The 24,349-nt window shown below is 52.7% G+C and carries 20 protein-coding genes; 16 read left to right on the forward strand and 4 right to left on the reverse strand.

Annotated elements, in window-relative coordinates:
• The first annotated feature begins 8 nt into the window (after positions 1-8).
• The 3 genes from L1N82_RS04455 (at position 9) to L1N82_RS04465 (ending at position 2,295) form a co-directional block, all read left to right on the forward strand.
• Positions 9-1,289, forward strand: coding sequence for an MFS transporter (locus L1N82_RS04455; protein ID WP_235286180.1), 1,281 nt, complete (start codon positions 9-11; stop codon positions 1,287-1,289).
• Between the two features lie 110 nt (positions 1,290-1,399).
• The gene (locus L1N82_RS04460; RefSeq protein WP_235286181.1) at positions 1,400-1,978 is read left to right on the forward strand and encodes a sulfite oxidase-like oxidoreductase; all 579 of its coding nucleotides are present in this window, start codon (positions 1,400-1,402) and stop codon (positions 1,976-1,978) included.
• Between the two features lie 233 nt (positions 1,979-2,211).
• Complete coding sequence (locus L1N82_RS04465) at positions 2,212-2,295, forward strand: putative holin-like toxin (RefSeq protein ID WP_268821822.1); 84 nt, start codon at positions 2,212-2,214, stop codon at positions 2,293-2,295.
• Positions 2,296-2,775: 480 nt separating this feature from the next.
• Here L1N82_RS04465 and L1N82_RS04470 read toward each other — a convergent pair whose 3' ends face one another.
• Positions 2,776-3,366 (reverse strand): nucleotidyltransferase family protein, encoded by a 591-nt coding sequence (locus L1N82_RS04470; RefSeq protein ID WP_235286182.1) that lies wholly within the window; start codon positions 3,364-3,366, stop codon positions 2,776-2,778.
• A gap of 122 nt (positions 3,367-3,488) precedes the next feature.
• Between L1N82_RS04470 and L1N82_RS04475 the strand changes: the two genes are divergently transcribed.
• Positions 3,489-3,908, forward strand: a complete 420-nt coding sequence (locus L1N82_RS04475; RefSeq protein WP_235286183.1) for a GTP pyrophosphokinase — start codon at positions 3,489-3,491, stop codon at positions 3,906-3,908.
• 65 nt (positions 3,909-3,973) lie between these two features.
• Here the strand turns inward: L1N82_RS04475 and L1N82_RS04480 are convergent, their stop codons facing one another.
• The 3 genes from L1N82_RS04480 to L1N82_RS04490 all read right to left on the reverse strand — a co-directional run bounded on the left by L1N82_RS04480 (position 3,974) and on the right by L1N82_RS04490 (position 7,085).
• A complete protein-coding gene (locus L1N82_RS04480; RefSeq protein WP_235286184.1) occupies positions 3,974-5,014 on the reverse strand; it encodes an ABC transporter substrate-binding protein in 1,041 nt (346 codons plus the stop codon).
• A 66-nt stretch (positions 5,015-5,080) separates the two neighbouring features.
• On the reverse strand, positions 5,081-6,082 hold the full coding sequence (locus L1N82_RS04485) for a FecCD family ABC transporter permease (RefSeq protein ID WP_235286185.1): 1,002 nt from the start codon (positions 6,080-6,082) through the stop codon (positions 5,081-5,083).
• A complete protein-coding gene (locus L1N82_RS04490; RefSeq protein WP_235286186.1) occupies positions 6,072-7,085 on the reverse strand; it encodes a FecCD family ABC transporter permease in 1,014 nt (337 codons plus the stop codon). Before L1N82_RS04490 ends, L1N82_RS04485 begins: the two co-directional genes overlap by 11 nt.
• A gap of 216 nt (positions 7,086-7,301) precedes the next feature.
• On the opposite strand from L1N82_RS04490, the gene L1N82_RS04495 reads away from it, so the two are divergent.
• The 12 genes from L1N82_RS04495 to L1N82_RS04550 all read left to right on the forward strand — a co-directional run bounded on the left by L1N82_RS04495 (position 7,302) and on the right by L1N82_RS04550 (position 24,331).
• Complete coding sequence (locus tag L1N82_RS04495; RefSeq protein WP_235286187.1) at positions 7,302-8,933, forward strand: AraC family transcriptional regulator; 1,632 nt, start codon at positions 7,302-7,304, stop codon at positions 8,931-8,933.
• 16 nt (positions 8,934-8,949) lie between these two features.
• Positions 8,950-11,250 carry a glycoside hydrolase family 3 N-terminal domain-containing protein gene (locus tag L1N82_RS04500; protein WP_235286188.1) on the forward strand — a complete coding sequence of 767 codons (2,301 nt, stop codon included), beginning with the start codon at positions 8,950-8,952 and terminating at the stop codon, positions 11,248-11,250.
• Between the two features lie 168 nt (positions 11,251-11,418).
• On the forward strand, positions 11,419-11,799 hold the full coding sequence (locus L1N82_RS04505) for an IDEAL domain-containing protein (RefSeq protein ID WP_235286189.1): 381 nt from the start codon (positions 11,419-11,421) through the stop codon (positions 11,797-11,799).
• 180 nt (positions 11,800-11,979) lie between these two features.
• On the forward strand, positions 11,980-12,909 hold the full coding sequence (phnD, locus tag L1N82_RS04510) for a phosphate/phosphite/phosphonate ABC transporter substrate-binding protein (RefSeq protein ID WP_235286190.1): 930 nt from the start codon (positions 11,980-11,982) through the stop codon (positions 12,907-12,909).
• Positions 12,910-12,913: 4 nt separating this feature from the next.
• A complete protein-coding gene (gene phnE, locus L1N82_RS04515; protein ID WP_235286191.1) occupies positions 12,914-13,660 on the forward strand; it encodes a phosphonate ABC transporter, permease protein PhnE in 747 nt (248 codons plus the stop codon).
• Entirely contained in the window at positions 13,661-14,401 is a 741-nt protein-coding gene (gene phnC / locus L1N82_RS04520) for a phosphonate ABC transporter ATP-binding protein (protein ID WP_235286192.1), read from the forward strand.
• Between the two features lie 43 nt (positions 14,402-14,444).
• Complete coding sequence (gene selD, locus L1N82_RS04525) at positions 14,445-15,497, forward strand: selenide, water dikinase SelD (protein WP_235286193.1); 1,053 nt, start codon at positions 14,445-14,447, stop codon at positions 15,495-15,497.
• A 30-nt stretch (positions 15,498-15,527) separates the two neighbouring features.
• Positions 15,528-16,574, forward strand: a complete 1,047-nt coding sequence (mnmH, locus tag L1N82_RS04530) for a tRNA 2-selenouridine(34) synthase MnmH (protein WP_235286194.1) — start codon at positions 15,528-15,530, stop codon at positions 16,572-16,574.
• A gap of 434 nt (positions 16,575-17,008) precedes the next feature.
• Positions 17,009-18,997 carry a methyl-accepting chemotaxis protein gene (locus tag L1N82_RS04535; protein ID WP_235286195.1) on the forward strand — a complete coding sequence of 663 codons (1,989 nt, stop codon included), beginning with the start codon at positions 17,009-17,011 and terminating at the stop codon, positions 18,995-18,997.
• A 114-nt stretch (positions 18,998-19,111) separates the two neighbouring features.
• Positions 19,112-21,202, forward strand: coding sequence for a molybdopterin-containing oxidoreductase family protein (locus tag L1N82_RS04540; protein WP_407946688.1), 2,091 nt, complete (start codon positions 19,112-19,114; stop codon positions 21,200-21,202).
• Positions 21,203-21,644: 442 nt separating this feature from the next.
• Positions 21,645-23,549, forward strand: coding sequence for a hypothetical protein (locus tag L1N82_RS04545; RefSeq protein ID WP_235286196.1), 1,905 nt, complete (start codon positions 21,645-21,647; stop codon positions 23,547-23,549).
• 32 nt (positions 23,550-23,581) lie between these two features.
• A complete protein-coding gene (locus tag L1N82_RS04550; protein ID WP_235286197.1) occupies positions 23,582-24,331 on the forward strand; it encodes a hypothetical protein in 750 nt (249 codons plus the stop codon).
• Positions 24,332-24,349: the final 18 nt, after the last annotated feature.

Here is a 24,349-nt window from a genome sequence, read left to right on the forward strand (position 1 = left end):
CGACAGAGATGCCTAAGAGGCCGTATTTCAAGCCATTCATTCTGCGGAAGAACTCCTCCGCGCAGCGCAAATCGATGCAAATTGCCGTAATTGAGGGAATTTCGGCGACTATCATTGCCAATATATTGGGCGGTCCGATCCTGACCGCCTACTTGCTGTTCCTGCACGCCAATTCGCAGCAGGTCGGGCTCGTGCTGGCCATTCCCCCGCTTGCCAATATGATTCAGATTGCAGCTGCCTTCTTTATGCAGAAGATGGAGAACCGCAAGCTGTGGATTCTGGTTACCAGTATTATTCACCGGTCCTTATGGACCATGACAGGTCTGATCCCTTTTTTTGTACCGGATCATCTCCAGGTAGCCGTATTTATCGGCATGTTTCTGGTTTCCTTTATATCTACTTCAATCAGCGGGGTCATCTGGTCGTCTCTCATTTCGGATCTAGTTCCCGCCCAGGTTAGGGGAAGATATTTTGGTATCCGGAACACCATACACTGGGCGTTTGCAAGCGTTACACTGCTGGTTGGGGGGCAAATTCTGGAGCGGGCGGCGTCCGAACAGACAGCTTTCATTATCTTGTTCTCAATTGCGGGTATCTCCACGGTTTGGAATGCCTTTGAGCTGGCCCGGTACCCGAATCCGCCTTTTGAGAAATCACAGGCGGCAACCGGCGCCGAGAGGCTGCTCAAGCCGCTAAAGGACCGGTCCTTTATGCTCGCTACGGTGTTCATTGCCGGCTTCATTCTGCTGCAGAATACCGCGGTTCCCCTGTTCTCCTTCGTTATGCTTGACGTACTGGAGATCAGCTACACGCAGTTGACCGTTGTAACGGTTGTTCAGATGATTGTCATGATGATCAGCTATTATTACTGGGGTACGCTTAATTCGAGAATTCCTACCATTACTCTGCTTCTATGGAGTCTGCCGATCATTGCGCTGTCTTGCTTAATTTGGATTGGAATGGAAATCATCCCTGTCCTAATTATACTTGTGCTGGTGCATATTCTGCTTGGAGTCGGACAAGGTGGCTATAACCTGCTTGCCTTCAACTTTATGATCGGGGAAACTCCGAAGGCAGACCGTCCGATGTATATCGCAATGTTCTCGGCTTTTACCGGCCTGACAGGCTTTATCGGTCCGATGATTGGGGGAGCGCTGTACGAGTGGAGCGATGGAGGCGCCGAATGGATTCAACGTTATGGCATTTCGTTCTTCACCGGTGCCGCCATGCTGATTGTAGCGGTAGGTATCGGACCTTTCATTCTGGGGCGGACTAAGCGCCGGCGCTAAGTGATTTCTCCAGAATGCCATGCTGCTGTAGAGCGGGTTTGTTGCTAACGGATTAAGGGAATGATATACAGCCATAGGAAGATTTTTGAGCTTGAAGGAGCGTGTATTCCATGTCTGAGGCTAATACGGATCGTGTACCGCCGGGACAGACCGTTACGGAAGGGTTCCCGGTGCTGCATTATGGCAGTGTCCCGATATACCGGGATATGGACAAGTGGGATTTGCGGCTGTTTGGGCTAGTCGAAGAGGAAATTAGAATCGGTTATCACGAGTTTATGAAGCTGCCGCGGCAGGAGTTCCGGAATGACATCCACTGTGTGACGACATGGTCGAAGCTGGATAATGTATGGGAGGGTGTTGCTGTTCGCACCATCATGGAGCTGGTGAAGCTGAAGCCTGAAGCGGCTTATGTCATGCTGCATGCGGAGGAAGGATGGACTACGAATCTTCCGCTGGAGGACTTTCTGAAGGAGACATCCTTTCTGGCCGTCAAACACAATGGTGAGCTGTTGACACCCGAGCATGGATATCCGGTGCGCATGGTCGTTCCCCACCTGTATTTTTGGAAAAGCGCGAAATGGGTGCGCGGGATTGAGTTTCTGGCTGCGGACAAACCGGGCTTCTGGGAGCGTAACGGCTACCATATGTATGGGGATCCGTGGCAGGAGCAGAGGTACGATTTTGACTAAACACCCCCCTCGGTTATCCTTCGATTAAAATCAACGGGCACGGATTTACCGGGGCCGCCGACGCGACGTTCTACAGGGGCATTAAATGCTCGAACTGTCATCCGTGCATGTCGCAGCAAAAGGATTAAATATGAAAAAGCCCCCAGTAAGGGGGCAGAATGGTATAATAGAGTTAAGTACATAGAATGGCTTGCAGGGGCGGTCGGCTAATCTCCCGGAAGGGAGGTGAGGCCATGGAGGTATATCAAGCTCTGACGTTGATGATTTCATTCGCAACGCTGGTTGTGTTGATACTTTCCTTCGATAAAAAGAAATAGACCGCCCTCAGCAAAGGAATACGGTCTATTTCTGGCTGTTCTTCCGTAGTCACCGCCCTTAAAAGCGGCTGTGTACCCGGACCGTGGATGCTACCAACATCTGCGGTCCTTTCTTATTGTTATCTTATCACAGTGGATTTAGACCTGCAATAAAATAGACCGCCCCGTCGCAAGGTGATGAGTCTTTCAGCTTGTTTACGGTCCGCGGACGCTGGAACATCTGCGGTCCAATTCCTTACATAGCGGCTGTGTACCAAAGACATAGCGAAAGATTCTGCTGTTTGGATCTGTCATTGATGGAGAAGGGCCTGCTCTTGTACATTGATACAATGTAATGGTTGGGAGGTGAGAACAGTGGAGGTTGAAAAGGAAAAAGACTCCAAGCGTTCGCAGCGCTTGAAGTCCCGGAAGTAGTTCCACAGGAGAGCGATAATCGCTCTCCTCTCCTAACACCCATTATATAGCGGAAAGAACGTAGATTCAATGGCGGATCTGGCGCTCATTCGTATGAATAATGGTTAGGCCTTTCCACGTTTCGTGCCACTTCTTTGCGGCGATACGCCGTTCATAGAGGGCAGCCAGCTTATGTGAGTCCCTGAAGAGGGGAGTGGGTCTGATAGTGAGCGAGAGGGCGTCCTGGAGGCCGTGAGGGGCTGCCAGAATGATCCGGCCTTCCCTGGCAAGAGATACACCGAGAGCGGTGGCTGTTTCCGGGAATTTGGACATTGCATCCTCTGAGGACAGGTAGGGAGGCATTGCATTCAGCAGATGCATTCGGGCTTGGTTCTTTACAGACCATGGTACATCCAGCTTGATGGACCGGAGCCTGGCCTCAAGCTGCTTCTCGACAGCCTCATCTAGATCAGACGGGTCGAAATAGATAACATCCACATCTGGAAGGGGTGTTCTGCCGGGAATGCCAAGCTGGACATCCCAGATTTTTGACCGGACAAATCCCGCACATATCCACCAGTCAGGCAGGCGAAGTGATGCCGCTGCTTCCAGTGTCTCCACCATCCATTCATCCTTTTGAATTAATGCAATAAGCTCTTGTTCGTTACGAATGTTCATTATGTGATCACCTGACTTCGCGTTTTGAAGGACCTCTTGCATCCGTACCTTCTCTTATTTCGTATAGTAGCATAGATAGGCTCGCTCGAGGGTAATGAATGGACAAAGGGAGGAGTGGAAATATGGCGACATTAGCAAAAGCAATTGCTCTTGCAGCGAGTGCGCATGAGGGTCAGACGGACAGAGGGGGAAGCCCATATGTTTTTCATCCAATCCGGCTTATGCTTCGTGCGGTGACAGGGGAGGAGCAGATCATCGCGGTTCTTCATGACACGATTGAGGATACCTCACTGACATTGGATGACCTGCGGAAGGAAGGATTCAGCGACAGTGTAGTGGAAGCTGTGGACAGCTTGTCCCGGCGGGAGGAAGAGGATTATGACACCTTTATTCTGCGCATCAAGCAAAATCCGCTTGCAAGCCGGGTAAAGATACTGGACCTGCTGGACAACATTGAGCAGACCAAGAAGAAGAAGCCTTCCGACAAGACTCGGAAGAGGCTGGACAAATACAGCCGGGCGCTGGATACGCTCCTGACTTGAAATGCACATAAGGCTGGATACAAGCTGATAGCAGCTTGTGTCCAGCCTCTTCATCATGGCTCGGATTACAGTTTTTTGCCGTGCTCGATAACTTCGTCTACCAGCAGGTTAGCGGATTTGATGCCCCCGGAGAGATTCCAGATGACTTCATCTACTTTGAAGGTCATGCCCGTTTTGGCTACATTCAGTCCTGCGAAGAGCGGATCATTAAACCACTCCTCCTGCATCTTGGTACCGCCCTTTTCTTCGTCATAATCGGCATTGAAGTAGAACATAATGTCGCCGTCCATGTCAGCCATGCGTTCCTTGCCAATGACCTCCATGAATTCGTCCTTGTTCTGGGAAGCCGGACGTGCAAAGCCAATGTCCTCCAGAATAACGCCGGCAAACGTGTCTTTCATATAAAGACGGACAGCCTGCGGCAGGAATCGGACAAGCGATACCTGCTTGGAGAGCTTGTCGCCGAGTTCCGTCTTGGCTTGCTCAATATGCGCATGATAAGCAGCCATAGCTGCTTCACCTTCTGCCGTCTTGTTGAGTGCCTCGGCATAAAGCATGAAGTTTTCCTTCCAATTGCCCGCAAGATCCTCAGAGAGTACAGTTGGTGCGATCTCTTTCAGCTGGGAGTAAATTTCCTCATGGCGAACCTTGTTGCCGAGAATAAGATCCGGCTTGAGGCTGAGGATCAGCTCAAGATCAGGCTCAGTTTCGTCACCCAGCTCTGTAACACCTTCCATCTGGCTGCGAACGTGCGGGAACCAGTCATCGCCCAGTCCGGAGTTGACGGCGCCCACTGGCTTGATACCGAGTTCCAGGACAGCTTCCGTGCCTTCCTGTGTCAGAACGACAACCCGTTCAGGCGTACCTGTGAGGGTTTCTTCCCCCATGCTGTGCTTAACGGTGCGCGTCTCCGGAGATTGCGACTGGCCAGGCGCTGGCTCGCTGCCTGTATTTCCAGCATTGCCGCCGGTGGATGTCTGATCAGCTGCAGGCGTGTTGGTGCTGCTGCCTCCGTTACTGCCGCCGCAGGCGGAAAGGACGAGCGAGAGGGACAGGATCAGCATGAGGATAGACAGGACTGTCTTGTTGGAATGTGTACGTGACATGATTAGCAATCTCTCCTTGATTCTTAAGTTAGAATAATAATAAGTACACTTATTGAAGTGTTGCGGTTAACCTGCAGTCTTGTGACTGCGCTTTAGCAGCAGATAAAAGAAAAACGGTGCGCCGAAGCCGGCCGTAAATATACCCGCGGGCAGGGCGTGGGGTGCAAACAGGGTGCGTCCCGCCAGATCGGCAAGGACCAGCAGAATAGCTCCAAGCAGCGCCGACACAGGAATAATGGCACGGTGACGAATGCCGGCGAAGCGGCGGGCCATGTGCGGGGCCATCAGGCCGATAAAGGCAATGCCGCCGGCAATGCCGACGCATGCGCCAGCGAGGGATACGCCGATTATTAGCAGCAGCAGCCGGGTACGCTGTACGTGGCTCCCGACGCCGGTTGCCGTCGCATCGCCAAGAGCCAGCACATCAAGATGCCTGGACATACCCCAGGCGAGCGGGATAAATACGGCCACCCATGGAATAAGCGCATAGACATGTTCCATGGATTTGCCGTAAACGGTACCGGTCAGCCAGCTGACTATCTGTACCGCCCTGTACGACTCCCCGCTGATCAGCAGAAACGTGGTCAAGGCGGAAGCGGCAGATGAGATTCCGATACCGATCAGAATCAGCCGGAAAGGCGCAGCCCCCTTCTTCCAGGCCAAGGCATAGATCAATGCCGCTGTTCCGGCAGCACCGGCAAAGGCTGCCACCGGCAGCAGATGGATGCTGTAACGGCCGCTCATGAAGAGCAGAAAAGCAACAGCAGCTGCTGATGCACCGCCATTAATGCCGATGATGTCGGGAGCGGCCAGGGGATTGCGGAAGATGCCCTGCATAATGGCGCCGGCGACGGCCAGCCCTGCTCCGACTAAGGCTGCGACCAATATCCGGGGAAGCCGGAGACTGAAGATCAGCTGACGCTTCATCTCATCCCCGCCGCCGAGCAGAGTGGCGGCCGTCTCAAGAACCGTAAGGTGCATTGATCCCACGGAGATACTCCATGCTGTTATGCCGAATAGGAGGGCGGCGAGCAGAATGCAGAGAGTCGAAAGTCGCTTATTGCTCACTGACACCCCTCCTGGCAAGGTGGATCAGAAAAGGGACGCCAAGCATCGCTGTCGTGACGCCGACCGGCACTTCCTTCGGCATCAGTACGAACCGGGACACTAAGTCCGCTGTTACCAGCAGCAGTGCCCCGTAAACTGCGCAGTAAGGAATCAGCCACCTGTGATTGCCGCCGGCCATATACCGGCATATATGAGGCACGATCAGTCCCACAAAGGCAATCGGCCCGGCGACGGCTACGGCTCCGCCAGCGAGCAGTACGACTGCCGCTACAGCTGCTGCTCTTGCAACAGCCGTCCAGTGGCCGAGCCCCTTGGCTACCTCATCATCCAAGGCCATCATGTTCAGCGATCTACCCATGCCAAATGCAAGCAGTAAACCCGCGCCTATGTAAGGGAGCACAGCCGTAAAATGCTCAACCCTGCGTCCTGACACGGAGCCGACCAGCCAGAACAGCGTCTCGCTCAGTGATTCCTCTCTCAGCAGCATGACACCCGATGTAATGGCGGTAGCAAAGGCTGCCACTGCCGCTCCTGCAAGTGTGAGCTTAAGCGGCTGTAGTCCGCCTGGCCCGGCCGAACCGCTAGCATACACGAACAGAGTCGTAAGGGCAGCTCCTGCAAAGGCAACCCAGATCAGCTGACCGGTACCGAGATCAACCCGGCTGAATGATAACGCGAGTACAATCGCCAGGACGGCTCCCGCATTAACACCTAGCACAGAGGGGGATGCGAGCGGATTACGGGTCAGCACCTGCATCACGGCGCCGGCAGTAGCAAGAGCAGCTCCGACAAGCGCACCGATCAGTACGGTCGGTGTCCGGACAGACCGGATTAGGAGATGCTCCGTTGATCCGTCGAAATGCAGCATAGCATCGGCAAGCTGGTTCAGCGTGAAGCGGTGATAACCGAACAGCAGGGCTGCAAGCATGCTGAGCATGAGAAGCAATACACCGCCAGCCAGTCCTGCAGCTTTCCGTTTAGGGGTGTCCAATAAGCTTTTCATCGTGTACTGCAGACCACCTGTTCGTCTAATTGTGACGGTATCCGACATGAGCTTTTTTACTGTTTTCAGGCACATCTGCCTGAAAAATTTTACCTGGCTCAAATCAGCCCTTTCACTAATAATGATTCTCATTTACAATATAAAGAATAAGTGAAGCGCTGACTATGGATGCCATTATCTCTTTTGCATGGACACTATTGTCCCAGGGGGTGACAGATGAGCACTTACTGCCCTATTATTTACAATCTTCATTCGGTGAAGCGGCACCTGCTTCGCGAGAGGGTTTCCTTAAGGACCTTCAGGCCGGCCAGTGATGCCCTGTGCCTCGTAACCGAGGGCAGGGGGACGGCTCGAATCGGGTCGAACGAATATGCATTAAAGCCGGGCACGTGCCTGCGGTTGAGGCCGGGTGAGAAAGTCTGCCTGATGACCGCTAATAAGCAGGTCAAGCTGTTTTATATTCATGCTTCCGCGGTCATGCTGGATATAGGTGACTCCGAAGCGGCGGTTGCTGCTTCAGGACTGCCGCTGATGGATTGCGGCATTGTCATGCTGCCGGCTAAAGCGAGGACAGAAGCGGCGGCTTTGCTGGAACAGATGTTGCCTATCGCGGCGAGCGGTGAGCAGGTGGACAGGCACCGCTGTCTCAGCCTGTTCCATGGGCTTCTACATTTGCTGGCTCTGTATGCGGGAGCGGGCAGGATGCCGGCCGATGATGCAATTTTGCGCACGATGAAGTGGATGGATAGAAGCTTTAATAATCCTGTCTCGCTGAGCATGCTGCCTGAGCTGGCAGGACTTACCCCCAGCTCATACTGCAGGGCATTTAAGCGGGTAACCGGCCTAACCCCCGGTGCGTATCTGACAAGTGTAAGGCTGAAGGAGGCAAAGCGGCTTCTAATCGACCGGGGCCGTACACTGAAGGAGATCGCGAGAAGCGTCGGGTTCCAGGATGAGCTTTACTTCAGCCGTACCTTCAAGAAGCGGGAGGGTATATCCCCATCGGAATACCGCAGGAAGGGTAACAGGCGGATTGCGATTGTGAGCCAGCTGTTCCTTCAGGATCATATGCTTGCGCTGGGCGTTCAGCCCATTGCCGCACCGTCTTTTCCGAGCATGTTTCCCGGACAGGGTGTGCCCGGTTACCTGAGGCAGATGCTCAGACAGACGATTCCTCTCAACGCAGAACGGAGAATCCGTTACAGTGAGCTGTCGGCCCTGTCTCCGGATATAGTAATTAAGACGAGCTTCCGGCATGATCCGTTCGATCAGGACTGGAGGAGCCAGAGCAATACGGTTGTGCTCGATGGGGTTACGAAGTGGACAGGCTATCTTGAAGCCTTCGCCACGCTGCTGGGCAGGGAGGCAGAGGCCGAGCAGATTATAAGGAATATAGAAGCTCAGCAGCAGGCTGCCAGAGATGCCTTAAGCGGGAAGACAGGCACGGCCAAGTGGGTGGTGATCAGGATATTCGAGAATGAAGTCCGCCTCTATACGGGCCGTAATCATGCCATGACCGATCTTCTGTTTCAAGATCTGGGGCTGGAGCCGCTTCTTATAGATGATGTCAATCCGTATATTCCCGATGCGATCGGCAGGCTGGCAGAGCTTGATCCTGAGCGGATACTCGTGCTCTGGAGTGACCGTGATGCTATGGACAGATTGAGTACCAATCCGCTTTGGCTGAACCTGCGGGCGGTGGCAGACGGGCATGTATATGTGCCGGACAGCCGGGAATGGGATCCATGGGGACCGCTCGGCAGAGCTTTCACAATCAGGGAATGTGTACGGTATTTCGGTCAGCTGCCGCTGCAGGAGCATCTAAGGAGCAATCTGCATCACAATTAAGAAGGGGGCGGCAGATGTGAAACTCTGGAAGAAGATTCTACTTATGCTTGGCAGCATCTGGATGCTGGCCACTGCAAACCATCAAGCCATTATCCATGCAGAAGAACGCTTTGACGATTTGAAGAAGGTCAAGTGGGCAGAGGCCGACATTTATTATCTGGCCGACCGAGGCACAGTTGCGGGTTATACCAACGGATCGTTTGCCCCTTTGCATCCTGTCACACGCGCACAGGCGGCAGCCTATCTCGTTCGGGAACTGTATCCTGCAGCTGAGGAGCTTACAGGCGGGAGCAGCTATACCGATGTGTCAGAGAACCATTATTTCTACAAAGAGATAGAGGCTGCAACCCGTCTTGGATTAACAGGCGGGTTTCCCGACGGCTCCTTCCGGCCGGATTCCCCTGTCAGCCGTGCGGAAACAGCTGTCATGCTGATGCGCGCCTATACAATCAAGGCTGCCGGAGACAAGCTGGAGCAGACAGACACAGCTTTGACAGATATAACGGCTCATTGGGCGGAGGGACCCATCCGCATATTGGCTTCCGGCAGCCTGATCGGAGGTTACCCCGACAGAACCTTTCGTCCTGACCGCCAGGTGAACCGGGCGGAGTTCGCCTCCCTGCTGACACGGGTTATCCGGTCCGAGCGTGAGAAGGCCATAAAGAAGCATGATTGGGACCGTCTTCTGGAGCTCATGAGCCTGCCGGAGAAGGCGGGACAGATGCTCATGCCCGACATCCGGATGTGGGAAGGGAAGCGTACGACAGCTGTGAACGACGGGGTTCGCAAGCTAATTCAACAGCAGCATGCAGGCGGGCTTATTTTGTTTGAGAAGAATATTGACAGTGACTCGCAGCTCACGGCATTTACCGATCAGCTTCAGCGGACAAGAGGAGATATTCCTTTATTTCTGGGCATTGATCAGGAGGGAGGAGTGGTGCGCCGAATTCCCGGCGGCACTAATCTGCCCGGCAATATGGCCTTGGGAGCTGCCCGCAGCACCAGTCTGGCCTTCGATGCCGGTAAGCTAACCGGTGAGGAGCTTAGAGTGCTGGGCTTGAATGTCAACTTTGCTCCAGTAATCGATATTAACGTAAATGCCGATAACCCCATTATAGGAATACGTTCCTTTGGGTCTGATCCCAAGCTGGTCACCGAATTAGGGCTTTCCTTCATGAAGGGTCTTAAACAGGCGGGTGTTGTTGCAGCGGTTAAACATTTTCCGGGTCATGGCGATACATCAGTGGATTCGCATCTCGGCCTGCCTGTGCTTCCTCACGACATGGAGCGGCTGAAAGAGGTAGAGCTTAAGCCGTTCAGTGCTGCTATTGCAGAGGGGGCTCGGATGATCATGACCGCACATGTTGCTTTCCCTGCTGTTGAGCCTGCCGAGGTTCGTTCCAAAAAAGACGGCAGTATGGTGCCTTTGCCGGCCACACTGTCTCAGAAGGTTTTGACGGGTCTCTTGCGGGAGGAATTGGGTTATGAAGGGGTATTGATTTCCGATGCTTTCACGATGAATGCCATAGCCGGGCATTTTGGTGAAGAGGAAGCAATCAGACTGGCCGTCGGGGCAGGTGTTGACATTGTCCTTATGCCGCAGAACGCGGAGAGAGCTCATAAGGCCATTGTTGAAGCCGTACGAAGCGGACGCATCAGTATAGAGCGGGTTGATGATTCTGTGCGTCGTATTATCCGCCTGAAATCAGAATACGGCTTGTTCGAGCAGGAGCTTGATCTGGCGGACAAGCTGAAGAGAACAGAGGAGGTTGTGGGTGCTGATGCCCACAGGGATGTTGAAAGGCGCATAGCCGAAGCGGCCGTGACGAAGCTGGCCGATAAGGAAGCCATGCTGCCATTTAAGCTGAAGAACGGTGACAGGATAACCATAATTGCCGGCACCCGAGACCAAGCTGAGCTAATATCAGAGCAGCTGGCTATTGCGGGAGCTGGAGGGAAATATACGGTCCAAACAGCTTCAGTAGAGCAGCTAGGGGGCAGGCAAGCTGCGGATCTGATAAGCGGGGCTGACTATGTTATACTGGCCTCTTATCAGTTCCGGAGCCCGCTTAAGGATTATAACTGGAAAGACTATCAGACCCTTATTGACGCGCTGAACAAGCAGTCGAAGCATTACGTGCTTATGTCACTCGGGAACCCGTATGAACTGAGCTATGTTGACAATGTTAAGGCGGGCATTGCCGTTTACGGTGCACAGGCGCCAAATATTCTTGCCGGATTAAGGGGGCTTCTGGGACAAATCTCCTTGGAAGGGACGCTGCCGGTGCAGGGTATGGATGCACAAGATCAACCTTGACATTATAAACTGTATCCTTTAATATTACAGTGTAAGTGTAATTCAAATGGTTACAGTTAGCTGGCTGGCATTTGCGGACAATTGGTGCATGGGTGTAAGCAGCAGCAAAGCATGGCGAGAGCGGAATAAAAGCCGGTTACGGCAAATTTAATGAGGTGGTGGATAACCATGAACAATGTTCAAACAGCCGATTGGGTACAAGGGTATACACGAAATGGCGAACTGGTCCATGGATTTGTGGAAGCCATTGATATAGAGAACGGAACAATCCAGATTCATGTTGTTGCTTCCGATAATGAGGAGGCGGTTGGAACCGCAGTGGAGCTGAAGCTCCGCCGGGTGAAGGGGCTGCCGGAATCGGAGATTGAGGGACAGGGATCGCTGGCGAACTTGATTGATTTGGCACTGGCTACACGGGATAAGGAATGGTTTGAACAATTAACGGCAAGACTGAACGTTATGCGGTCCAGAAATTCACAGCGAGGTCAGGCTTTTGGCAAAGAAGACGCTGCAGGTCCAAACAAGCCTGGCTTATATGGGCTGAGATAACTAAGCGAAAGACGGATAATCAGGGTATTGTTGAGAGAAGACTGCTGCGGATTTGGCTCTGCGGCGGTCTTTATTTACGTTTAAAGGCGGCTGAAGGCTTGCACCTTTCGTTTATTCGCAAGATATGCTAATGTCAATATTTGCAGAAGAAATTTAGAAACGAATAGGAGGGGACAAGATATGTTCCGGAAACAGAAGACATTTCTGGTATTAACATGCTTGCTCCTTGTTAGTCTTATTGCAGCAGCTTGCAGCAGTAACAGTGGACAACAAGGTGATCAAGGGGAGACTGCAGGGGAAGCGAAGGAAGAATTCCTGATCGGTATTATTCCGGCGCAGGGCAGCAGCCAGATGAAAGAAGGAGCGGACAAGCTGGCCGACCTGCTGGAGCAGGCGATGGGGAGACCGGTACGGGCAGAAATATATCCCGATTATAACGGTGTTGTGGAGGCCATGGGCGCCGGCAAGGCGCATATGGCTTACCTCGGGCCCTTAACTTATGTAGAGGCGCACGAGCGTTATGGCGTAGAGGCAGTTGTTACTCAATTAATTGACGGTCAGCCATTCTATTATTCTTACCTCATTGCACCGGCGGATTCGCCCTATCATTCGCTCGAAGATGTAGCGGAACATGCCGGGGAAATCCGGTTCGCATTCGGGGACATCAGCTCGACCTCGGGCAGCCTGATCCCGGGAATCACTCTGAAGGAGAAGGGCTTATTTCAGTCCCAGCAGGACCATCAATTCAAGAGTGTCGTATACACAGGTGATCATACCGCGACGGCACTGGCTATCCAGAACGGATTGCAGGACGTCGGTGCCATCGACAGTGCCTTCTATAATAATCTGGTGAAGCAGGGTAAGGTGGACGGGGACAAGATCAAGACTATATGGCAGTCCGAAGAGCTGTTCCAGTATCCATGGGCCGTGACTAAGGATGTAACAGACGAGGAAATCAGGCTTATCCGGGAAGCTATGCTCGGGGCGGATGACCCGGAAATTCTAAGTGCCTTCGGTGGAGCAAGCGGCTTTACGGAAGCCAGCAATGAAGACTACGCGGCGATTCGCCAGGCGGCTATTAAGGATAACCGCCTGAAGCCGAAGCAATAACCCGATGCGGAACCTGCCGGCATTATTTATCGTGCTTATTCTGCTGGTGTGGTCCGGATATGGAATCGGTATAGAATGGTCACTCTTCAAGGATCTTGGCAATTCCGTGCGATTTGTCAGTGAGCACTGGTTTCCGCCAGACTTGTCGAATAGCGGGGCAGCCTGGAGAGCGATGATCGACACGCTTCAGATGGCATTGTTCAGCACGCTGGCGGCACTTGTCATCGCCTTCCCGCTCAGTTTCCTTGCTGCGCGTAACTGGAGCCCGGGCCTGTGGCTGTACAACGGAAGCCGTGCCGTATTCAATTTTATCCGTTCCATTCCGGAAATTGTCCTCGCGCTTATCTTTATTCCGACGCTTGGACTTGGACCTTTGCCTGCCGTCATGGCACTTATCATCCATAATATTGGCGTATTCGGCAAGATGATCTCCGAGATGATTGAAGCCATGGATGACGGCCCTTTGGAGGCTGTCAAGGCAGTAGGGGGCTCAAGGCTGCATGTTGCGGTTTATGGCATCCTGCCGCAGATGCTGCCGCTAATCTTTTCGCAGTACTTCTACAGGCTGGAGGTGGCGATCCGTACTTGTCTGGTGCTTGGTATTGTCGGGGCGGGAGGGCTCGGCCAAATGCTCTATAATGATTTCAAACAGTTTATGTATCAGAAGGTCACCTACGAGGTGCTGCTGATTATGGTGCTGGTAACAGCAGTTGATTATACGGGCGCATTCATCCGGAAGAGGGTGAAGTAGATGCTGGAAATTACAGGTTTAACGAAGCAGTATTCAGGAGAGAAAGAGCCCGCTTTGCAGAATATTAGCCTAACGGTCAGGGAAGGCGAGTTTGTGGCAGTGCTCGGCCGGAGCGGCGCTGGAAAATCCACAATGATCCGCTGTATCAACAGGCTGGTTGAGCCGGACACCGGCAGCATCGTATGGAAGGGCAGGAGCATAACAGGGATGAACACCCGAGAGCTTCGCAGCCTGCGCCGGGAAATCGGTTTTGTGTTCCAGCACTTTAACCTGCTTCCAAGGCTCTCTGTCTTAACCAATGTCATTGCAGGGCGTTTCGGCATGATGCCCAGCTGGCGAAGCGTGACAGGGCAGTTTACAGAGGCGGACCGCAAGCTTGCGCTTGAGGCACTGGAGGAGGTAGGGCTTGGCAGCCTCGCTGCCAAGCGGGTGGAAGACCTCAGCGGCGGACAGCGGCAGCGAGTAGCTATCGCCCGTGTGCTGATGCAGCAGCCTTCTCTGCTGCTCGGGGACGAACCGATATCCAGTCTGGATCCCGTAACGTCAGAACGGATTATGCGATATATTGGCGGACTTCACCGTGAGCGGGGTATGACTATTCTCCTGAATCTCCATGATGTAAACAGCGCCAAAGCGTTTGCTACCCGGATTATCGGTTTAAGCGGCGGGCGGATTGTGTTTGACGGGCCGCCCCAGCAGCTTGGCGATCAGGAGCTTCTCCAGATCTATCCCCTTGATTAACAGCAAATCAAATTATTATTTCCCGGGAAAGGATGATAGGAACATGGAATCTTATGAATCGGTCAAACTGACCAGTCTGTCAAGCAAAGGAGGCTGCGGATGTAAAATTGGCCCAGGCGAGCTCTCTCAGGTGCTTCGCAGTCTTCCTGCAGCTGTACCTGATCCGAATCTGCTTGTCGGGCTAGACACCAGTGATGATGCGGGAGTGTACCGCCTGAATGACGAGATGGCACTTGTCCAAACGGTTGATTTCTTCACCCCGATTGTTGATGATCCTTATGATTTTGGCCAAGTGGCTGCCGCCAATGCGATAAGCGATATATATGCAATGGGCGGAAAGCCCTTGACTGTGCTGAATATTGTTGCCTTCCCAATAACGAAGCTGGACAAGCGAATACTGGCAGATATCCTGCGCGGTGCTTCAGATAAGGTGAAGGAAGCGGGTGCAGCGCTTGTGGGAGGGCATTCCATTGATGACAATGAGCCCAAGTTCGGCCTTGCGGTTACCGGACTGGTCCATCCGGATAAGGTACGAACCAATGCAGGCGCCAAGCCTGGAGACAAGCTGATCCTGACCAAGCCGATCGGCGTTGGCATCCTGACGTCTTCCATTAAGCGCGACAAGCTCAGCTCGGAGGAAATTGCCCGGGTTACGAAGGTAATGACGACGCTTAACAGGACAGCAGCTGAGGTTATGGAGCCATTCGAGGTACATGCCTGTACGGATGTTACGGGCTTTGGACTGCTGGGGCATGCGTCCGAGATGGCCAAAGGAAGTAACATGGGAATTCGCATTAACGCCGGGCTCGTTCCGGTTCTGCCGCGCGTCCGCGAGCTGGCTGAAGAGGGTGTAATACCCGGCGGGACAAAGAATAATTACGCCCATCTGGAAGGTGCCGTGACGTTCCCAGAAACGATGGATCAAGTTGGCCAATACATTCTCTGCGATGCCGTTACTTCAGGCGGACTGCTGATTGCAGTCTCTGGCACGCAGGCAGAAGAGCTGCATGGACGGCTGCGGCAGGCGGGCGTCGATGCTCACATGATCGGCGAGGTAGTAGAGGAGCATCCGGGCCATATTATTGTCACAGACTAAACGCTACATGAGGAGAGGGGAACAGAAGGCATGTTTCAGGATATTACGGTTGATGAGCTGCTGGAGCTGCACCGCAAGGGAAACATCGCGCTTATCGACGTCCGGTCGCCTTCGGAGTTCAGCGATTCGACGATTCCGGGCAGCCTGAATATTCCAATATTCAATGACGAGGAACGCGCCGAGATCGGCACTCTGTATAAGCAGGTAAGTGTGGATGCAGCGAAGGATAAAGGTCTGGAAATCGTATCAGCCAAGCTCCCGTCCTTTATCAAAGCGATTGAAGCGGCAGGATCCGGCCGCAAAGCTGTCTTCTGCTGGAGAGGCGGTATGAGAAGCCGAACGTCAGCAACATTGGCTTCGCTTATGGGATTGAGAATGTACCGGTTGAACGGAGGCTATCGTGCTTACCGGAAGTGGGTCGTTGAAACTATTGAGCGCCTTACGGAGCTTCCGCACTGCTACGTCATTAATGGGTATACGGGCAGCGGGAAGACTGAGCTGCTGGACAAGCTTGCAGAACGGGGCTACCCGGTCATTAATCTGGAGCGCATGGCTCAGCACAGGGGCTCCATCTTCGGGCAAATCGGACTTAAGCCGAATAATCAGAAGACCTTCGATTCCCTGCTCGTTCAAGAACTGATTCGATGCGCAGATTCTCCTTATCTGATATTGGAGGCGGAGAGCCGCAGGATTGGCAAGGTAATCGTTCCTGAGCCGGTAATCGCAGCCAAGGAAAAGGGTACCTCCTTATTCATTGAGATGCCGGTGCATGAACGGGCACGCAATATTGTTCGGGAGTACCGGCCGGGAGAACACAAGGAGGCATGCTTGGAATCATTTGAGCGGATTGAAAAACGGATTCATACGCCTGTAGCCGCAGATATACGCACGGCCCTTCAGGAGGACCGCTTTGAGGAAGCGGTGGAGCTGATGCTGGTCCATTATTATGATCCCCGTTATCAATTTGCTGCGGACCGTTATGGACAAGGTCACCTCACCATTCGCAATGATTCGGAACAGGGAGTGCTGGATCAGATCATCGCCCAGCTGCCGCCCCCTGTATTCCCTGCAAAGTGATGTCTGAGTCCGGCAGAATGAGAACATAATCGCAAAAAAATCTGTCTCATACGGGACCGACCATTATGGGACAGCAGATATGATAGCGGCCGGGACGGAAGATTATTCCTATTCCGGCCGCTTGCTGCGGCAGCAGCACGTGAAATAGGGGTTGTCCTGTAAGTCATCTGTGATGATTTACAGGACAACCCCTTCTGTGTATACCGTCGTGTGCTTGACTTTCGCATGTACGGCTGCGATACCAAGACGGCGCTCACATCAATATGGTATCGCACATTTATGAAAGACATGAGGAAGCTAACCAAATGCCCTATACCTGCCGAAATAATGGTATAGGTAATGATTAGCATCTGGTGCCAGTGTTGACGGTTGGAAGATGACCCGCCTGGCTGGCCGCATGAGGAAATTTATTTTTAGACAAGGTGGGAAAAGGCTTGAATAGGAACAAGAAAAAGAACAGGCTGCTCAAATGGAATTTACGTAATAAGCTGATTGCGGCGATGGGTTTACTTTTGCTCATCCCTTCAATTGTAATCGGTGTTATGGCTTATGGGAGCGCAAAGAGTGAGATGGAGGACAATATTGTTCTTACCGCTGAGCAGAATGTGAAGCTGCTGGATGCTATGATTAGCGACCTGGTGAAGCCGAAGCTGCATGATGCGGATTTCTTCTCCTCGGTGCTGGATCAATCGCTGGTAGAGGGTGAGGAAAGCCCGCTGCTCAGGCAGAAGCTGGCACAATATGTTGGCCTGCATCCAGAAACCGTCAGTATCTATGTGGGGACGACAGAAGGCCTTATGATCCAGGAGCCTCGGAAGGAACTGTCAGCGGACTATGATCCGCGTAAACGGCCATGGTATGAAGAAGCGACGGTCAACCCGGGTCAGGCTGTCTTAACTAGCCCTTACAAGACTGCATCAACAGGCGAGATCGTGGTCACCATCGCGAAGACGCTGGACGACGGCTCCGGGGTTATGGGCATTAATCTCAGGATGGATAGTATGATCAGCCGTGCATCCTTGGCGAAGATTGGCGAGAACGGTTATGCTTTTATTATGGATAAGGACCGCAACTACATAGCGCATCCAGCCCGGGAGATCGGAACAGCAGCAGCAGAGGAATTCATTGGGCAAATTTATGAAAGTCAGCAAGGCGGGTTCTCCTACACCTTCGAGGGTGCTGCAAAGCAAATGGTGTTCGCCACCAACGAGCTGACAGGCTGGAAAATAGCCGGCACAATGTTTCAGGATGAGTTCAGCGAGGCGGCCAGGCCGATCTATGTAACGACAGTTGTTGTAGTCATAGCTGCGCTGCTGGTAGGAGCACTTGTGACTACCCTGGTGATTATCTCGATTACACGCCCGCTTAAAGTCATTAGCAGAACGGCGCAGAAGATCAGCGAAGGAAATCTGACTGAGCGCATTAACATCAGGTCCGATGATGAGATCGGTGACTTGGCAGATGTATTTAACCAGATGACGGATAATTTAAGACAGCTGATCGGAAACGTAAGCATGAGTTCCATGCAGCTTGCGGCTTCTGCTGAGGAGCTGACAGCGGGAAGCGAGCAGACCTCCAGGGCGACCGAGCAGATTGCCGGCATTGTGCAGGATGTCGCTGAGGGCAGCACAGCTCAGGTGAGGAGCGTAGCCGAAAGCTCGGCCTCAATTCGCGAGATGACAAGTTTGCTTCAGCAGGCATCCGCAGATACACAGGCTGGCGCACAAGCCGCACAGAGGACACTGGTGGATGCAGCGGAAGGAACGGCTGCTGTAAATGAGAACATGACACAGATGGGCGGCATCCATGAGAACGTTCACGGTCTGGCGCACACGGTTCAAAGTCTGAATGAACGCTCACAAGAAATCGGAAAAATTCTGTCTATGATTACCGCCATATCAAGCCAGACGAATTTGCTGGCACTCAATGCCGCGATCGAAGCGGCGCGGGTGGGCGAGCACGGCAAAGGCTTCGCTGTTGTGGCAGCGGAAATCCGCAAACTGGCAGAGCAGACTTCTAGTTCGGCACAGCAAATCGCAGACATTATCGGCTGGATTCAGAATGAGACCGCTGAAGCGAACCATGCGATGACAGCGGTTGTCGAACAGGTCAGCAGCGGAATCATCTCAGTGGAAGACACCGGACGCAAGTTCAAGGCGATTAACCGGTCAATTAAAAATCTCGTCGGGCAGTTTGAGCATACGAACGAGAAGCTTGGCGAGATCGCCGGGGCTGCCGAGCAGCTGAATGAATCGGTGAAGCTGGTTGAGGAGATCGCCGGATCTACAGCAGATGGTACACAGAATGTGTCCGCGGCCGCGGAGGAACAGCTTGCCTCCATGCAGGAAATTTCTTCATCAGCTGAAGCACTCAGCAAGCTTGCTGAGCAGCTGCAGGAGCAGACAAGTAAATTTAAATTGTAATCCATGCATGTGGAGCAGCCCTGATATCTTATCAGACAGGGCTGCCTTTTTTATATAGAGCCAATGGATCTTCGGTTGACACCGGAAAATATCCGGCCATACAATGGAGGTTATATGGCTGATACAATCCGAGGTGAGCATAGATTGAACAATTATTCAAGGGAACAATCGGGTGTCTTCAAGTCGGTGTGCCCGCTTGATTGTCCGGACCAGTGCGGCCTGCTGCTGCACAAGGAGGAAGGCCGCATCGTCCGCGTTGAGGGAGACCCGGAGCATCCGGTTACAAGAGGTGCCATCTGCAATAAGGTACGCAATATGGCGGAGCGTATTTATGACGACAAGCGTCTGCGTACGCCTCTGAAGCGGGTAGGACCGAAAGGCGCTGGACAGTTCGAGCCAATCGGCTGGGATGAAGCGGTAAGCACGATTACGGCACACTGGAAGCAGCTGATAGCGGATAAAGGGGCAGAGGCTATCCTCCCTTACAGCTTTTACGGAAACATGGGACGTCTTGGGACAGAGGGAATGGACCGGCGATTCTTCAATCGGCTGGGGTCCAGCAGGCTGCTGTACACGATCTGCCAGATAGCGGGAACGGAAGGCTATAAGGCGACAATGGGCGGCAGCGTAGGCATCGATCCGGAGGATACCCTTCACTCAAAGCTTATTATAATGTGGGGGATTAATGCGGTAAGCACGAATATGCACCAGATTATGCTGGCGGAGAAGGCCCGTAAGAACGGGGCAAAAATTATTACCATTGATGTCCATCATAACCGGACGGGCAAATGGGCGGATTGGTTTATACCGCTCAAGCCGGGCACGGACGCCGCGCTGGCGCTGGGTATCATGCATGTGCTGTACGCGGAGGAGCTTGTGGATGAGGATTTCCTTCAGGCGTACACTGTGGGCTCCGAAGAGCTTCGTGAACATGTGAAGGCGTACGACCCGGTGACTGTTTCGGATATTACAGGAGTACCTGCTGATGATATTTACAAGCTTGCACGGATGTACGGCAGCACGCCGGCATCCTTCATTCGAATTGGCAACGGGTTGCAGCATCATGACAATGGGGGCATGGCGATCCGGTCGGTCTCCTGCCTCCCGGCATTGACGGGGGCGTGGCTGCACAAAGGCGGCGGAGCTATTAAGAGCAACAGCGGTCATGTCCAGCATAATACGCGTGCGCTGCAGCGGCCGGACCTGCTGGAGCAGCCGACCAGGCAGATTAATATGAATCTGCTCGGAAGTGCGCTTCTGGAGCTTGAGCAGCCGATTTACTCGCTCTTTGTCTATAATTGCAACCCGGCTTTAGTTGCTCCGAATGCAAACAAGGTTAGAGAAGGCCTGATGCGCGAGGATCTCTTCACGGTGGTGCATGACTTATTCCTTACAGAAACCGCTATGTATGCGGATATTGTACTGCCCGCGACTTCGTCTTTTGAGAACACGGATTTGTATCTATCCTATTGGCATCATGTCGTGCAGATTCAGGAGCCGGTAATAGAGCCTTATGGTGAAAGCAAATCCAATGTGGAGCTGTTCCGGCTTTTGGCCCGTGAAATGGGCTTTAATGAAGATGCTTTCTTGGACACGGAGGCTGATATGATCCGGCAGACGCTTGATAACGAGTCTAACCCGAATCTGGAAGGCATTACGTATGAGGTGCTGTCTGAAGAGAAATTCCGGAAAGCTTCTGTCAAGCCGCTCTTCCCTGGCCGGCTCGCGACGCCGAGCGGCCGCATTGAGCTGTACTCGTCCTCGATGAAGTCTCGCGGTTTACCGCCACTGCCCACCTATATTCCGCTGCCTGATGAGGGAGCAATGTTCCGGTTCATTCCGGCACCTAATCACAATTTCCTGAATTCGACCTTCTCCAATAATGGCAAGCATGTCCGGATGGAGAAGCAGCCAAAGCTGGTTATGAACGTCGAAGATGCGGCCCGGCTTGGAATCGCAGATGGTGATTATGTGAGGGTATGGAACAGCAGAGGCTCATGTGAACTCGCTGCATCGGTGGGTGAAGATGTGCTGCCGGGTGTTGTCGTGAGCCAGGGACTATGGGCAGACGACACTAATGGCGGAAAAGCGCTGGTCAACAGCCTAACCCCTGACCGTGAAGCGGATATGGGGGGCGGAGCCACCTTTTTCTCCGGGCAGGTGAATGTAGAAAGACTGGAAAAGCAGCCAGAACAATCTGCTTGACCTGACTACTAAGATAGTTGGCAGAGAATAACAGAGTCACTTCCATTCTGCAGGCGTTAGCTGCTGATGGAGGGGCTCTGTTTTTTTTATTTTCAGATAGTAATTAGTGTCGGATGTTGGTCATGGATCTTTTGCCTCAGATAAAGAGCATGGATGCCATTGTGAAGGAAGATAATTGTCGAATGTATATCAAATAATGGGACTAAGTAACTACGCACCTAGGTTTATTGCCATATTTCAATATATAAAGTAGCATTAATGATAAAAAAAGGTTGTACATCCGAATATTTTTTACATAATTCATGGTAAACAAACATTACTTAAAGATTTATTAAAAACAGTGAGAAAAAAAACATTTTGTTTAAAAGACAGGTATAATTTTAAACCATCAGAGTGCTATCGTTATGGAATGCTACCAACTTGAACAAAGGAGTTCAAGCACATGACCTTTAATCCTAAAGTCGGCGACGAAATTGTAATAGACGGCAAAATTTATCGAATTGCTCCGCATCCTGCCTTTTACGATATGCCTTATGGGCAGGAAGGCAGGCAGGGTACGGTATATAAGCTGATCTCGGTTCAGGACGGACAGTCCAAAGCTCTGAAAGTGTTCAGGGCAGCATTCCGCCACCCTGCCAACGTGTATGTGTCGGAGCAGCTTGCGTCAATAGCCAGAGTTGAAGGGCTTCAGGTATGTGAGCGGACAGTGCTTACCCCGCAGAACAATATGGAGCTGCTCGGCACCTATCCGGATCTACTCTATGCCGTACTGATGCCCTGGATCAAGGGGCCGACATGGACGGATATATTGCTGGAGCAGGGAGATTTCGGAGCTGACACATCACTTCATACAGCCCGTTCGCTGGCCGAGGTGCTCTCTTATATGGAGCAGCGGGGACTGGCGCATTGTGACCTTTCAGGACCCAATGTGATGATACCCGGTCTGCTTCATGATATCACCCCAGCGGTGAAGTCCTGGGTACAGCTGATTGATATTGAGCAGATCTATGCCAGCCAGCTCGACAAGCCAGAGCATCTCTCTAAGGGCTCACCCGGTTACGCATCCATCCGCCCAGGCCATCAGCCGGTATGGAATAAATATGCGGACCGCTTTGCAGGCGGCGTACTGGTCGCAGAAATGCTTGCCTGGTTTGATCCGGACATCCGCTCGCTTTCATGGGGGGAGAGCTATTTTGACCCTGAACGGATGCAGGAGGATGAGGAACGGGCGGAGCTGCTGACAGAGGTGCTGCGGCGGACATATGGCAGCGAGGTTGCCGCGCTGTTCCGGCAGGTGTGGGACAGCGATGATTTACTCCGGTGCCCGACCTTCGGTGAGTGGTATATTACGCTGTCACTGATTAAAAGGCCGGGAATGCAGCAGCTTACCGGGGGGATGCCGGCAGTTGAGCGTTCACCAGATGCTGCGGTTTCAATGGTACCAGGAGGCGGCCCAATGCAGGCTGAAGAGGATCCGCAAATTGATGCGGATAGTCCTCCGATAACTGCAGGTAACAGGCCTCAAGCGGGGACTGGCGGTCCCCGGACGGGATTCCTGGGAGACGACAATTCTACAGCTCTGGAAGATGCCAGAGCTATGGAAAGCAGGGGGGAGCTGGCTTCCGCTCTAGCAGCTTATAACAACCTGTTGGATAAAATGCCTGGGGCCTCACCTATCCGTTATGAGATTGAGATGGCGGCGCGCGGGGTGGCTGAGGAGCTTCAGCGGCTGGAAGCGATCCGGTTAGCGGAGGCAGCCTCCCGGAAGGAGCCTTCAAAGAGCAAGCTCAGGTATGCCATAGCAGCAGCAGCAGCTGTTGCCATTGTTGGCGGAGGGATTGCAGCCTATTCAATGCTAGGCAGTAAGGATGACGGCAAGCTTATGGCGGCAGCCGAGCCCATTGAAGCCGTTCAAGCCACGAAGGAACCGGTGAAGGCAGAGCCAGAACCCGAGCCTGAGCCGCTTCCAGAGCCAGAACCCAAGCCTATCGTGAAGGAAGAGCCTCCAGAGGAGGTACCGGTCAAGAGTGAACCGGTAAGAGCAGCTGAGCCGGAGAGCAAACCTCAGCCGTCGAAGGAACCGGTTAAAGAGACGAGGAAGCCGGCTCCGGCAACACAGCCACAACCCAAGCAAACGAAAGAGCCTGCTGCGGCCAAGCCGGCGACCAAGCAGACGACGGCGAGCAGCCAGGCGAAGAAGATTAAGCAGCTTGAGGAGAGCATCCAATATGCATTCAATGTTGAGGATGATACCGAGAAGGTCATTCGCTTGTCCAAGCAGCTGAAGTCTATTGATCCGAATAATGCAGTTGCACGGCAGATGCTAAGTGATCTGACAGGCGAATAAAACAACAACATGAATCAGGAGGTTTTTACTAGATGAAGAAGTTTATTGCAGGTGTAGTTGTAGGCGGTATGCTGTTTGGCGGGGTGTCCGTATTCGCGGCGGAGCTTAAGAATGTCATCTTCAATATAGACAGCGTTGTGGTGGATGGCCAGAGTATAGGGGTTCAGAGTAAGAACAAGCCCTTCACCTTCCAGAATTACGGTTACTTCCCAAGCTATATGCTGTATGAGCTCGGCTATAAGCCTTCTCGTTCGGCAGACGGAAGAACGGTGTACCTTGAATCAATAGGTAAGAATTATTACCCCCTTCTATCCACAGCAGGCGGTCCGGCCGTTGATGGACGAATCCCAACGCAGCAGTTAGTTAATTATTATTCGACAACCAAAATCGGGCATGAAGGCAGCGCGCCCATTAAAGCTCCTGGCGGTACCGAGCACTTCAGCTACATACTAACTTCATTAAACAAGGCATCTGATGGCACTCGTCCTCAAACGGAAATAACATTCCAGCCAGATGAGAAGTTCGTGTATTTTAAGGCAACTGCTGCGCTAGTCACCCATGAAACCAAGAACTTGCCTGAAGGAACTGTGACTTTACGTGTCTATGTAACCAGCGAAACTGGCAAAGAAGTACTATTCAGCACGCATGCGGTGAGTGCCTCCAAGAAGACAGCAGAAGTGGCTGTCCCGCTTCGTTATGTTAGCAAGATAAAGTTCTCGGTGACAGGACAGCCGAGCGAGGAAGCAGAATTTGCTCTGCTTGATCCGGTGTTTGTAAAGTAATCGGCATTAGAATGAGAT

It is taken from the genome of Paenibacillus tarimensis (assembly GCF_021532315.1).
GTDB classification, from domain to species: Bacteria; Bacillota; Bacilli; order Paenibacillales; family Paenibacillaceae; genus Paenibacillus_I; species Paenibacillus_I tarimensis.